Below are 11,095 nucleotides of genomic sequence, written 5' to 3' on the forward strand. Positions count from 1 at the left end.
AGCACGAACATGAGCCGTCTAGCGTTGCTGTTATTCACCGCCTGCCTGAGCGCCAGCACCATGGCGGCGGACGTCATCAAAGGTGAGCGCAAGGAAACCTTCGGCGACATCACGGTGCACTACAACACCTTCAACTCGACGTTCCTGCAACCGGACATCGCCAAGGCTGCCGAGCTGATCCGCAGCAAGAACCAGGGCGTGATCAATGTTTCGGTGGTCAAGGACGGCAAACCGGTGATCGCCAGCGTCACCGGCACGATCAAGGACCTGACCAGCAACAGCGTGCCGCTGAAATTCCGCCAGGTCACCGAACAGGGCGCGATCTACTACATCGCCCAGTACCCGGTGCCGCAGCAGGAAACCCGCACCTTTGAAATCAAGGTGCAGAACGGCGACAAGATCAACACTATCAATTTCAACCAAGAACTCTTTCCCGGCGAATGATGAACATCAAGCAGCTCGTACTGGCCAGCCATAACGCCGGCAAACTCAAAGAACTTCAGGCCATGCTCGGCGACTCGGTGCAACTGCGTTCGATTGGCGAATGGAGCAAGGTCGAGCCGGAAGAAACCGGCCTGTCGTTCGTCGAGAACGCGATCCTCAAGGCCCGCAACGCCGCGCGTATTTCCGGACTGCCGGCACTGGCCGATGATTCCGGGCTGGCGGTGGATTTCCTTGGCGGTGCGCCGGGTATCTACTCGGCGCGTTACGCCGACGGCCAGGGCGATGCGGCGAACAACGCCAAACTGCTCGATGCGCTGAAGGACGTACCGCAAGCCGAGCGCGGCGCGCAGTTCGTCTGCGTATTGGCACTGGTGCGCCACGCCGATGATCCGCTGCCGATTCTCTGCGAAGGCCTGTGGCACGGGCGCATCCTCACCGCTGCCAGCGGCGAGCACGGCTTCGGTTATGACCCACTGTTCTGGGTGCCGGAGCGCGACTGCTCCAGCGCCGAACTGAGCCCGGCCGACAAGAACCAGATCAGCCACCGCGCCCGTGCAATGGATCTGCTGCGCCAGCGTCTGGGCTTGAAATGACCACTGATTCTTCCGCGTCGTCGCTGATTATCGGCGGCGCCGCGTCCTCGCCTCGGGCGCCGCTGCCAACCCTGCCGCCCCTGGCGCTGTACATCCACATCCCGTGGTGTGTGCGCAAATGCCCGTATTGCGATTTCAACTCGCACACCGCCAGCCCGATGCTGCCGGAGCAGGAATACGTCGACGCGCTGCTGGCCGATCTCGATCAGGATCTGCATGCGGTGTATGGCCGTGAGCTGACTTCGATTTTCTTCGGTGGCGGGACGCCGAGCCTGTTCAGCGCCGAAGCCCTCGGGCGTTTGCTGAAGGGCGTCGAACAGCGCATCCCGTTCGCCGCCGACATCGAAATCACCCTTGAGGCCAATCCAGGCACCTTCGAGCAAGAGAAGTTTGTCGCCTATCGCAAGCTGGGGATCAACCGGCTATCGATCGGTATCCAGAGCTTTCAGCAGGAGAAGCTTGAGGCCCTTGGCCGCATCCACAACGGTGACGAAGCCGTGCGTGCGGCGGGCATGGCGCGACAGGCAGGGTTCGATAACTTCAACCTGGACTTGATGCACGGTTTGCCCGATCAGTCGCTGGACGATGCCCTGAGCGATCTGCGCCAAGCCATTGCGCTGAAACCGACGCACATTTCCTGGTATCAACTGACGCTGGAGCCCAATACGGTGTTCTGGAATCAGCCGCCAGTGCTGCCGGAAGACGACACGCTGTGGGACATTCAGGAAGCCGGCCAGGCGCTGCTGGCCGAGCACGGTTACGCGCAGTACGAAGTGTCGGCGTATGCCCAGGCCGGTCGCCCTGCGCGGCATAACCTCAATTACTGGAGCTTCGGCGACTTCATCGGCATCGGCGCCGGCGCCCATGGCAAGTTGAGCCACCCGGACGGGCGCATCGTGCGCACATGGAAAACCCGCCTGCCGAAGGATTATCTGAACCCGGCGAAAAGCTTTCAGGCCGGCGAGAAATCCCTGAGCAATGACGAGATGCCGTTCGAGTTCCTGATGAACGCCCTGCGCCTGACTGCCGGGGTCGAATCGCGCCTGTATCCGGAACGCACCGGCCTGTCGCTGGACACCCTCGCCGAAGGCCGGCGCGAGGCCGAACAAAGCGGCCTGTTGCAGGTCGAACCGTCACGCCTGGCGGCGACCGAACGCGGCCAACTGTTCCTCAACGATTTGCTGCAACAATTTCTGAACTGACTTCAGCTCAAAGGGAAAACGCATGGATTTGATACTCGACCTGCTGGCCACCGTCTCCCGCTGGAGCCGCAGCAATCTCTCGGAAATCGCCCTGGCGCTGGTCGGTTGCCTGCTGGTGCTGTTCGGCGCTGACTTCAAAGGCTGGGTCGAGCAACGCCTGGGCAGCATCGCCGGCGCCCTGCGCGTGCCCCTGATGGCCCTGCTCTGCCTGATCGGCAGCGGCGCCGCGCTGATCTACGCCACGCCATGGGTGATCAAAGGCCTGAGCCAGTTCAACAACTACAGCCTGGCGCCGGTGCTGCTGGTGGTACTGGTGCTGATCGGCGTGGTTGCTGATCGCCGCTGATCTTTCGGCACACCCAAAACGAATGTAGGAGTGAGCCTGCTCGCGATAGTGGTCTGACATTCAACCTCTTCGGTGACTGTCAGTCCGCAATCGCGAGCAGGCTCACTCCCACAGTTGATCGCAATGAAAGGGAAGTTCATGAGTAAAAAACTACTGGATGAGACGAGCAAATTTCTTAGCTTCGTGTTGCGTCACGAGCCTCAGGCGATCGGACTGAATCTGAATTCGGAAGGCTGGGCAAATATCGAAGCACTGATCAGCGGCGCGGCGCGTGATGGCAGGCATTTAAGTCGTGAGCTGATTGAAAACGTCGTGACCAGCAGTGACAAGAAGCGTTTTACGATTTCCGCTGATGGCCACTGTATACGCGCTGTTCAAGGCCACTCGACGAAAAGCGTTGATCTGCAATTCGAGCAGAAACAGCCACCGCAAACGCTCTACCACGGAACAGCGACGCGTTTTCTCGACTCGATCCACGAACAAGGCTTGATTCCAGGACAACGCCATCAGGTGCATCTGTCCGACGAGATCGCCACCGCGTCGGCCGTGGGTCAACGCTACGGAACGCCAGTCGTTCTGAAGGTTGCCGCGAAGCAGATGGAAGAACAGGGCTTCAAGTTCTATCAGGCCGAAAATGGCGTCTGGTTGACAGAGCAGGTGCCCGCTCGATTTCTTGCCCCCCTGTAATCTCCTCATACACAAAACAAATGTGGGAGCGAGCCTGCTCGCGAAGGCGTCATGACATCCAACATCATCGTTGATTGTCAGACCGCTTTCGCGGGCAGGCTCGCTCCCACAGTTTTTATTGCGTGATGCTTAAGCGATCTTTTCGAACTTCAGATCCCACACGCCATGGCCAAGACGTTCGCCGCGGCGTTCGAACTTGGTGATCGGGCGTTCGGCCGGGCGTGGGACGCATTTGCCGTCTTCGGCAAGGTTGCGGTAGCCGGGGGCGACGTTCATCACTTCCAGCATGTACTCGGCGTACGGTTCCCAGTCGGTGGCCATGTGCAGAATGCCGCCAACCTTCAACTTGCTGCGCACCAGTTCGGCGAACGAGGCCTGGACGATGCGTCGCTTGTGGTGGCGGCTCTTGTGCCACGGATCCGGGAAAAACAGCATCAGGCGATCGAGGCTGTTGTCGGCGATGCAGCGGTTGAGCACTTCGATCGCGTCGCAATCGTAGACCCGCAGGTTGGTCAGCCCTTGGGTCAGCACGCCATTGAGCAGCGCGCCGACACCCGGACGGTGTACTTCAACACCGATGAAATCCTGCTCTGGAGCAGCAGCGGCCATTTCCAGCAGCGAGTGGCCCATGCCGAAACCGATTTCCAGCGAGCGCGGCGCCGAGCGGCCGAACACCTGGTCGTAATCGACCGGCGCATCGGCCAGCGGCAGCACGTACAGCGGCGCGCCCTGGTCCAGGCCGCGTTGCTGGCCTTCGGTCATGCGCCCGGCGCGCATCACGAAGCTCTTGATGCGGCGGTGTTGGCGCTCGTCGCCTTCGTCCGGCTGGACAGGCGTGTCGTTCGATTCAGTCATCAATGGCTCTTACTTGATCAGACCATCCAGCGGCGAAGAGGCGCTGGCATAGAGTTTTTTCGGCATGCGGCCGGCGAGGTACGCCAGGCGACCGGCGACGATGGCGTGCTGCATGGCTTGCGCCATCATGACCGGTTGCTGGGCGTGGGCGATGGCCGAGTTCATCAGTACGGCGTCGCAACCCAGCTCCATCGCGATGGTCGCGTCGGAAGCGGTACCGACACCGGCATCCACCAGCACCGGGATCTTGGCTTCTTCGAGGATGATCTGCAGGTTGTACGGATTGCAGATGCCCAGACCGGAGCCGATCAGACCGGCCAGCGGCATCACGGCGATGCAGCCGATTTCCGCCAGTTGCCGGGCGATGATCGGGTCATCGCTGGTGTAGACCATCACGTCGAAGCCTTCCTTGACCAGGGTTTCGGCGGCCTTGAGGGTTTCGATCACGTTGGGGAACAGGGTCTTCTGGTCGGCCAGCACTTCCAGCTTCACCAGATTGTGGCCGTCGAGCAGTTCACGCGCCAGGCGGCAGGTGCGCACGGCTTCGATGGCGTCGTAGCAACCGGCAGTGTTCGGCAGGAAGGTGTAGCGATCCGGCGACAACACTTCAAGCAGGTTCGGCTCGCCTTCGATCTGGCCCAGGTTGGTGCGGCGTACGGCGAAGGTGACGATCTCGGCACCCGAGGCTTCGATGGCCTGGCGGGTTTCTTCCATGTCACGGTACTTGCCGGTACCGACCAGCAAACGCGACTGGTAAGTACGACCGGCCAGCACAAAAGGCTTGTCGCTACGAACGATGCTCATGGGGAATCCTCTTTAAGGGTGAGGGTCTTGCAGAATTCTGTGCCCTTGCGGGCCGGGCGATCAGCCGCCACCGATGGCGTGGACCACTTCGACGTTGTCGCCGTCGTTCAACGTAGTGTCGGCATGCTGGCTGCGCGGGACGATGTCCAGATTGAGCTCGACCGCCAGCCGACGTCCGGCCAGATCCAGACGGGTGATCAGGCCCGCAACGGTTTCACCGTCGGGCAGTTCAAAGGACTCACCGTTCAACTGAATGCGCATGCACAACGCCGCCATCATTTTTAGGGGCTGGCATTCTAGCCCGATCATGACCTAAAGGTCAGTACCAAGCGTCAAGCGGTTAGCTGCAAGCGCCAGGCGGCGAGGCCGAGGCAAACCCAACCGATGAGAAACGCGAGGCCACCAAAAGGGGTAATGATGCCGAGCTTGCTGATGCCGGTGGTGGTCAGCAGATACAGGCTGCCGGAGAACAACACAATGCCGACGGTGAAGGACACGCCGGCCCAAGTGACCAGCCGCCCTGGAATCTGCGTGGCCAGCAGCGCAACGCCGAACAGTGCGAGCGTGTGCACCAGTTGGTAGGTGACGCCAGTGTGGAAGATCGTCAGGTATTCCGGCGTCAGACGGTTTTTCAGGCCGTGGGCGGCAAACGCGCCCAGCGCAACACCGGTGAATCCGAAAAAAGCAGCCAGCATCAAAAAGCCACGCAGCATGGGGAACTCCAGTCAGACGCCATCGGCAGGGTCTGTATAATGGCCCGCTCCACGGGTTCGGCCAAGCCATCTCTATGCTGCGTTCAATTTTCCGTCGTCTCACGAAGGCCCTGCTCTGGTTCGCCGGCGGCAGTGTCTTGCTGGTGCTGGTGTTTCGCTTTGTGCCACCGCCGGGCACGGCGTTGATGGTCGAGCGCAAGGTCGAATCCTGGGTCGACGGCGAGCCGATTGACCTGCAGCGCAGCTGGAAACCGTGGAACGAGATCTCCGATGACCTGAAAGTGGCGGTGATTGCCGGCGAAGACCAGAAATTCCCTGAGCACTGGGGTTTCGATCTGCGCGCGATTCAGGCTGCTCTGGCCCACAACGAACTGGGCGGTTCGATTCGCGGTGCCAGCACCTTGAGCCAACAGGTGTCGAAAAACCTCTTTCTGTGGTCGGGCCGCAGTTATCTGCGCAAAGGCCTGGAGGCGTGGTTTACCGCGCTGATCGAGGTGTTCTGGCCCAAGCAGCGAATTCTCGAGGTGTACCTGAACAGCGTCGAGTGGGATGACGGCGTATTTGGCGCTGAAGCGGCGGCCCGCCATCACTTTGGTGTGAGCGCAAAGTCGTTGTCGCGCCAGCAGGCGAGTTATCTGGCTGCCGTACTGCCCAATCCACGGGTGTGGAGCGCGAGTCATCCGACCGGTTATGTATCGCGCCGGGCTGGGTGGATTCGGCAGCAGATGAGTCAGTTGGGCGGAGACAGTTACTTGCTCGGGCTGAACGATTCGCGGCGGGCGCCTTGGGCTGAATAACACCGAAATTCCAATGTGGGAGCGAGCCTGCTCGCGAAAGCGGTGTGTCAGCTTGCATTGATGGCACTGATAAACCGCTTTCGCGAGCGGGCTCGCTCCCACAGGGATTTGTGTTGAAACAGAAATGAAAACGCCCCGATCATCGCTGATCGGGGCGTTTTTTATTGCGGATTCGCCAGTTAAGCGGCGATCGACAACTTGAGCTTGTTCATCGCGCTCTTTTCGAGCTGACGGATTCGCTCGGCCGACACGTTGTACTTCTGCGCCAGGTCGTGCAGCGTGGCTTTCTCTTCCGCCAGCCAGCGCTGGTAGAGGATGTCACGGCTGCGCTCGTCCAGCACTTCCAGTGCTTCGTGCAGGTTGGTGTTGGAGTTGTCGCTCCAGTCGGCATCTTCCAGTTGACGCGCCGGGTCGTACCGGTGGTCTTCCAGGTAGTTGGCTGGAGACTGGAAAGCACTGTCGTCGTCGGCTTCGGCAGCCGGGTCGAAGGCCATGTCGTGACCGGTCAGACGACTTTCCATCTCGCGCACTTCACGTGGTTCGACGCCGAGGCTTTCCGCCACACGGTGGACTTCCTCGTTGTTCAGCCACGCCAGGCGCTTCTTCTGGCTGCGCAGGTTGAAGAACAGCTTGCGCTGGGCCTTGGTGGTCGCGACTTTCACAATGCGCCAGTTGCGCAGGATGAACTCGTGAATTTCCGCCTTGATCCAGTGCACGGCGAACGACACCAGACGCACTCCCATTTCCGGGTTGAAGCGCTTGACGGCCTTCATCAGGCCGACGTTGCCTTCCTGGATCAGGTCAGCCTGAGCCAGACCGTAGCCGGAATAGCTACGGGCAATGTGTACGACAAAACGCAGGTGGGCGAGCACCATCTGCCGAGCCGCCCCCAAATCCTGCTCATAGTAGAGACTCTCGGCCAGTTCACGCTCCTGCTCCGGCGTCAGCAATGGAATGCTGTTGACGGTGTGCACGTAGGCTTCCAGGTTCGCACCCGGAACCAACGCATACGCAGGTTGCAAAGAATTGGTCATACGAAAAAACCTCCCACTCACATACTCGTGCCTCTCGGCACTGCGAAAAATTGACCGGGAACTCAGGTACAAGTTCCCATAAAAACCGCAAGGTCAATCACGCGCAAAAAAGATTCTACTTCGGCGCCAGCTCCCTGAGATGACGTGCGACTGCAATCCATGCACCGATATAACCCAACAGCACCGCGCCAAGCAAGAGCGACAGACCGTCGGCCACTGGCACACCGGCCAGGGCGAAATCACTGCCGTACAAGCCGGCCAGTCCGACCACCGCATCGTTCAGCCAGTTGAGGCCGAACGCCAATACGCCCCAGGACAACAGCCCTGCACCGAAGCCATACAACGCGCCCATATAAAGGAAAGGACGACGCACATAACTGTCAGTGCCGCCGACGAGTTTAATCACTTCTATCTCGGTGCGGCGGTTTTCAATATGAAGACGAATGGTATTGCCTATCACCAAAAGTAATGCAGACACCAAAAGCACCGTCAGACCGAAGACAAAGCGGTCGCCAAGCTTGAGGATGGCGGCCAGACGCTCGACCCAGACTAGATCAAGTTGCGCCTGTTGTACCTTCGGCAGCTCGGAAAGTTTTTGTCTTAATGCTTCGAGTGTCGGCTTGTCGACTTCGTTCGGTGTCACCAGCACCACACCCGGCAAAGGGTTGTCAGGCAGCTCACGCAGGGCTTCGCCCAGGCCGGATTGCTGCTGGAACTCTTCCAGCGCCTGATCGCGGCCGACATATTCGGCATCAGCGACGCCCGGCATGCCTTTGATCTGCTCACGCAGCGCTTCGCCTTGTTCCGGGCTGGCGTCGAGTTGCAGGTACAGGGAAATCTGCGCCGCGCGCTGCCAGGAACCGCCGAGACGTTCGACGTTATTGAGCAACAGCGAAAGCCCCATCGGCAGACTCAACGCCACGGCCATCACCATGCAGGTGAAGAAGCTGCCGATCGGCTGTTTGCCGAGACGGCGCAGGCTGTCGAGCAGGCTGGCGCGATGGCTTTCGATCCAGGCGCGAAACAGCGTGGCGAAGTCCGGGCCGTCGTCATCGTCGTGCTTTTTCTTTTTCTGCGGTTGCGGATCGGCGGCCTTCGGGGCCACGCGCTCGGAAACCTTCGGACTGCGTGTCGCACTCATACCCCGGCCTCCCCGTCGCCGATGAGGCGGCCGCGTTGCAGGGTCAGCATGCGATGACGCATGCGCGCGATCAGTGCCAGGTCGTGACTGGCGATCAGTACGCTGGTGCCCAAACGGTTGATGTCTTCGAACACGCCCATGATTTCGGCGGCCAGACGCGGGTCGAGGTTACCGGTCGGTTCGTCCGCCAGCAGCAAGGCCGGGCGGTGGACGATGGCGCGGGCAATGCCGACGCGCTGTTGCTGACCGGTGGACAGGTCGCCCGGGTACAGATCGGATTTATCCGACAGCGCCACGCGCTCCAGCGCCGAATCGACGCGCTTGGCGATCTCGACCTTGGACAGGCCGAGGATCTGCAGCGGCAAGGCGACGTTGTTGAACACCGTGCGATCGAACAACAACTGGTGATTCTGGAACACCACGCCGATCTGCCGACGCAGAAATGGAATCTGCGCATTGCTGATAGTGCTCAGGTCTTGCCCGGCGAGCAGCAATTTGCCGCTGGTCGGCCGTTCCATTGCCAGCAACAGGCGCAACAGCGTGGATTTACCGGCACCGGAGTGGCCGGTGACAAACAAGAATTCGCCACGACGGACTCGAAAGCTCAGCTCATGCAAGCCGACGTGACCGTTCGGGTAGCGTTTACCGACCTGTTCGAAACGAATCATGAACGCTCCCGCTCGGCAAACAGTGCTTGGACAAAGGGTTCGGCTTCAAAGGTACGCAAATCGTTGATGCCTTCACCGACGCCGATGTAGCGAATCGGCAGGCCGAATTGCTTGGCCAGGGCGAAAATCACCCCGCCCTTGGCAGTGCCATCGAGTTTGGTCAGCGCCAGGCCGGTCAGTTCGACGGTCTGATTGAACTGCTTGGCCTGGTTGATCGCGTTCTGGCCAGTACCGGCGTCGAGCACCAGCAGCACTTCATGCGGCGCGTCGGCGTCGAGCTTGCCGATCACCCGGCGAACCTTTTTCAGTTCTTCCATCAGGTTGTCTTTGGTGTGCAGACGACCGGCGGTGTCAGCGATCAGCACGTCGATGCCACGGGCCTTGGCCGCTTGCACGGCGTCGAAGATCACCGAAGCGGAATCGGCGCCGGTGTGCTGAGCGATCACCGGAATCTTGTTGCGCTCGCCCCAGACCTGCAATTGCTCTACCGCCGCAGCACGGAAGGTGTCACCAGCGGCGAGCATGACTTTCTTGCCTTCCAGTTGCAGCTTCTTCGCCAGTTTGCCGATGGTGGTGGTTTTGCCGGCGCCGTTGACGCCGACCACCAGAATCACGAACGGCTTGTTCTGCGAGGCGATTTTCAGCGGTTGTTCGACCGGTTTGAGCATTGCGGCCAGTTCGGCCTGCAGGGATTTGTACAGGGCGTCGGCGTCTGCCAGTTCCTTGCGTGCAACCTTCTGGGTCAGGCGCTGGATGATCTGCGTCGTAGCCTCGACACCGACGTCGGCGGTGAGCAGACGGGTTTCGAGGTCGTCGAGCAGGTCATCGTCGATGGTCTTGCGCCCGAGGAACAGGCTGGCCATGCCCTCGCCGATGCTGGCGCTGGTCTTCGACAGGCCTTGCTTGAGGCGGGCGAAGAAACCGGCTTTGGTTTCTTCGGTGCGCGGGGTTTCGACTGGCGCTTCTACAGGGACTTCGACCGGCACGACCGGAGCGACCGGAGCGACAACCGGCGCAGCGGCAATCGGTGCAGGCTCCGACGGCGGGACAACCGGGGCGGCGGGTTCAGAAATGACCGGCGCAGGCTCGACAACCGGTTCAGGCACAGGCTGCGCAGGCACCTCGGCAACCGGCGCAGGAATCACTGGCGTCACATGTGGCGCCGCTTCTTCAACCAGCGCGACCGGCTCTTCTGCCACCGGCAAGGTCAGCCACGGCTCGGCGGCGGGCGTCAGCGGCAGTTCGGGAGCGGCGGGCGCTTCCGGCTCGGCTTCAGCCTCCGGTTGCAGCACCGGCTCGGCGATCGGCAGCACAATCGGCGCCGGCTCTTCTTCTATTACAGGAGCTGGCGCGGGGGCCGGTTCAGGAATCGCGGGCGGCTGTTCGACGACGGGTTCCTGCGGTTTTTTCCGCAGCCATCCGAACAGGCTTTTCTTCTCGCCAGCCGCAGCTGGGCTCTTCTTGTCGTCGTTGGAACCAAACATGGAGGACGGCTATCTCACGGTAGCGACGCGCCAACAGGGCGCCCCGGCAAATAAATATTCGATGCAGAACAGACTGTGTTTCACCCAGCTTGTTCACGCGCAACATTTTGTCGAGGCACCGAAAGCACCTCAAGGATCGTTTTTACGATGATCTAAACCGGCAAAAATCGGCGAAAACGCAGGGTCTGGTTGCCAAACCGCTGCCTTGTGCCGCAAACCCATTCAGCCTTATCAGGTTGCAGAACCTCATAGACGTGGCCGCCAGTAAAACGGATCAGTATCCTAGCACCCTCTCGCCCGCCGACGCTAAGACCAAGCGGGCAGCCC

At 60.6% G+C, this 11,095-nt stretch carries 14 protein-coding genes; 6 read left to right on the top strand and 8 right to left on the bottom strand.

Annotation, left to right across the window (positions count from 1 at the left end; all coding sequences use genetic code 11):
* Positions 1–9: 9 nt before the first annotated feature.
* The 5 genes from AB4O45_RS11385 to AB4O45_RS11405 all read left to right on the top strand — a co-directional run bounded on the left by AB4O45_RS11385 (position 10) and on the right by AB4O45_RS11405 (position 3,272).
* Positions 10–444, top strand: coding sequence for a DUF4426 domain-containing protein (locus AB4O45_RS11385; RefSeq protein ID WP_041476817.1), 435 nt, complete (start codon positions 10–12; stop codon positions 442–444).
* Complete coding sequence (rdgB, locus tag AB4O45_RS11390) at positions 441–1,037, top strand: RdgB/HAM1 family non-canonical purine NTP pyrophosphatase (RefSeq protein ID WP_024014661.1); 597 nt, start codon at positions 441–443, stop codon at positions 1,035–1,037. The genes AB4O45_RS11385 and rdgB overlap by 4 nt, the downstream gene beginning before the upstream one ends.
* Positions 1,034–2,239 (top strand): radical SAM family heme chaperone HemW, encoded by a 1,206-nt coding sequence (hemW, locus tag AB4O45_RS11395; protein WP_460161407.1) that lies wholly within the window; start codon positions 1,034–1,036, stop codon positions 2,237–2,239. The genes rdgB and hemW overlap by 4 nt, the downstream gene beginning before the upstream one ends.
* Before the next feature lie 22 nt (positions 2,240–2,261).
* Positions 2,262–2,585 carry a DUF3392 domain-containing protein gene (locus AB4O45_RS11400; RefSeq protein WP_008083808.1) on the top strand — a complete coding sequence of 108 codons (324 nt, stop codon included), beginning with the start codon at positions 2,262–2,264 and terminating at the stop codon, positions 2,583–2,585.
* A 138-nt stretch (positions 2,586–2,723) separates the two neighbouring features.
* Positions 2,724–3,272, top strand: coding sequence for an RNA 2'-phosphotransferase (locus AB4O45_RS11405; RefSeq protein ID WP_095181331.1), 549 nt, complete (start codon positions 2,724–2,726; stop codon positions 3,270–3,272).
* A 129-nt stretch (positions 3,273–3,401) separates the two neighbouring features.
* On the opposite strand, the gene trmB is transcribed toward AB4O45_RS11405, so the two are convergent.
* The 4 genes from trmB to AB4O45_RS11425 form a co-directional block, all read right to left on the bottom strand.
* Positions 3,402–4,127: a tRNA (guanosine(46)-N7)-methyltransferase TrmB gene (gene trmB / locus AB4O45_RS11410; protein ID WP_024014663.1), complete on the bottom strand. Its 726-nt coding sequence runs from the start codon at positions 4,125–4,127 to the stop codon at positions 3,402–3,404.
* A 9-nt stretch (positions 4,128–4,136) separates the two neighbouring features.
* Positions 4,137–4,931, bottom strand: coding sequence for a thiazole synthase (locus tag AB4O45_RS11415; protein WP_007964131.1), 795 nt, complete (start codon positions 4,929–4,931; stop codon positions 4,137–4,139).
* 60 nt (positions 4,932–4,991) lie between these two features.
* Positions 4,992–5,192 (bottom strand): sulfur carrier protein ThiS, encoded by a 201-nt coding sequence (gene thiS / locus AB4O45_RS11420; protein WP_460161408.1) that lies wholly within the window; start codon positions 5,190–5,192, stop codon positions 4,992–4,994.
* A 71-nt stretch (positions 5,193–5,263) separates the two neighbouring features.
* The gene (locus tag AB4O45_RS11425) at positions 5,264–5,644 is read right to left on the bottom strand and encodes a DUF423 domain-containing protein (protein WP_056786365.1); all 381 of its coding nucleotides are present in this window, start codon (positions 5,642–5,644) and stop codon (positions 5,264–5,266) included.
* A 74-nt stretch (positions 5,645–5,718) separates the two neighbouring features.
* On the opposite strand from AB4O45_RS11425, the gene mtgA reads away from it, so the two are divergent.
* On the top strand, positions 5,719–6,441 hold the full coding sequence (mtgA, locus tag AB4O45_RS11430) for a monofunctional biosynthetic peptidoglycan transglycosylase (RefSeq protein WP_056786362.1): 723 nt from the start codon (positions 5,719–5,721) through the stop codon (positions 6,439–6,441).
* A gap of 179 nt (positions 6,442–6,620) precedes the next feature.
* On the opposite strand, the gene rpoH is transcribed toward mtgA, so the two are convergent.
* The 4 genes from rpoH to ftsY all read right to left on the bottom strand — a co-directional run bounded on the left by rpoH (position 6,621) and on the right by ftsY (position 10,768).
* Positions 6,621–7,475, bottom strand: coding sequence for an RNA polymerase sigma factor RpoH (gene rpoH / locus AB4O45_RS11435; protein ID WP_016772717.1), 855 nt, complete (start codon positions 7,473–7,475; stop codon positions 6,621–6,623).
* A 115-nt stretch (positions 7,476–7,590) separates the two neighbouring features.
* The gene (gene ftsX, locus AB4O45_RS11440; protein ID WP_016772716.1) at positions 7,591–8,616 is read right to left on the bottom strand and encodes a permease-like cell division protein FtsX; all 1,026 of its coding nucleotides are present in this window, start codon (positions 8,614–8,616) and stop codon (positions 7,591–7,593) included.
* The gene (ftsE, locus tag AB4O45_RS11445; protein ID WP_016772715.1) at positions 8,613–9,284 is read right to left on the bottom strand and encodes a cell division ATP-binding protein FtsE; all 672 of its coding nucleotides are present in this window, start codon (positions 9,282–9,284) and stop codon (positions 8,613–8,615) included. Before ftsE ends, ftsX begins: the two co-directional genes overlap by 4 nt.
* Positions 9,281–10,768: a signal recognition particle-docking protein FtsY gene (gene ftsY, locus AB4O45_RS11450; RefSeq protein WP_460161409.1), complete on the bottom strand. Its 1,488-nt coding sequence runs from the start codon at positions 10,766–10,768 to the stop codon at positions 9,281–9,283. The genes ftsE and ftsY overlap by 4 nt, the downstream gene beginning before the upstream one ends.
* Positions 10,769–11,095: the final 327 nt, after the last annotated feature.

The sequence above is a fragment of the Pseudomonas sp. S2_B10 genome, assembly GCF_054668425.1.

Excerpts from the sequence above, each read along its gene's own strand:
- AB4O45_RS11385 (WP_041476817.1), top strand. The coding sequence starts at position 10 with ATGAGCCGTCTAGCGTTGCTGTTATTCACCGCCTGCCTGAGCGCCAGC.
- rdgB (WP_024014661.1), top strand. The coding sequence starts at position 441 with ATGATGAACATCAAGCAGCTCGTACTGGCCAGCCATAACGCCGGCAAA.
- hemW (WP_460161407.1), top strand. The coding sequence starts at position 1,034 with ATGACCACTGATTCTTCCGCGTCGTCGCTGATTATCGGCGGCGCCGCG.
- AB4O45_RS11400 (WP_008083808.1), top strand. The coding sequence starts at position 2,262 with ATGGATTTGATACTCGACCTGCTGGCCACCGTCTCCCGCTGGAGCCGC.
- AB4O45_RS11405 (WP_095181331.1), top strand. The coding sequence starts at position 2,724 with ATGAGTAAAAAACTACTGGATGAGACGAGCAAATTTCTTAGCTTCGTG.
- trmB (WP_024014663.1), bottom strand. The coding sequence starts at position 4,127 with ATGACTGAATCGAACGACACGCCTGTCCAGCCGGACGAAGGCGACGAG.
- AB4O45_RS11415 (WP_007964131.1), bottom strand. The coding sequence starts at position 4,931 with ATGAGCATCGTTCGTAGCGACAAGCCTTTTGTGCTGGCCGGTCGTACT.
- thiS (WP_460161408.1), bottom strand. The coding sequence starts at position 5,192 with ATGCGCATTCAGTTGAACGGTGAGTCCTTTGAACTGCCCGACGGTGAA.
- AB4O45_RS11425 (WP_056786365.1), bottom strand. The coding sequence starts at position 5,644 with ATGCTGCGTGGCTTTTTGATGCTGGCTGCTTTTTTCGGATTCACCGGT.
- mtgA (WP_056786362.1), top strand. The coding sequence starts at position 5,719 with ATGCTGCGTTCAATTTTCCGTCGTCTCACGAAGGCCCTGCTCTGGTTC.
- rpoH (WP_016772717.1), bottom strand. The coding sequence starts at position 7,475 with ATGACCAATTCTTTGCAACCTGCGTATGCGTTGGTTCCGGGTGCGAAC.
- ftsX (WP_016772716.1), bottom strand. The coding sequence starts at position 8,616 with ATGAGTGCGACACGCAGTCCGAAGGTTTCCGAGCGCGTGGCCCCGAAG.
- ftsE (WP_016772715.1), bottom strand. The coding sequence starts at position 9,284 with ATGATTCGTTTCGAACAGGTCGGTAAACGCTACCCGAACGGTCACGTC.
- ftsY (WP_460161409.1), bottom strand. The coding sequence starts at position 10,768 with ATGTTTGGTTCCAACGACGACAAGAAGAGCCCAGCTGCGGCTGGCGAG.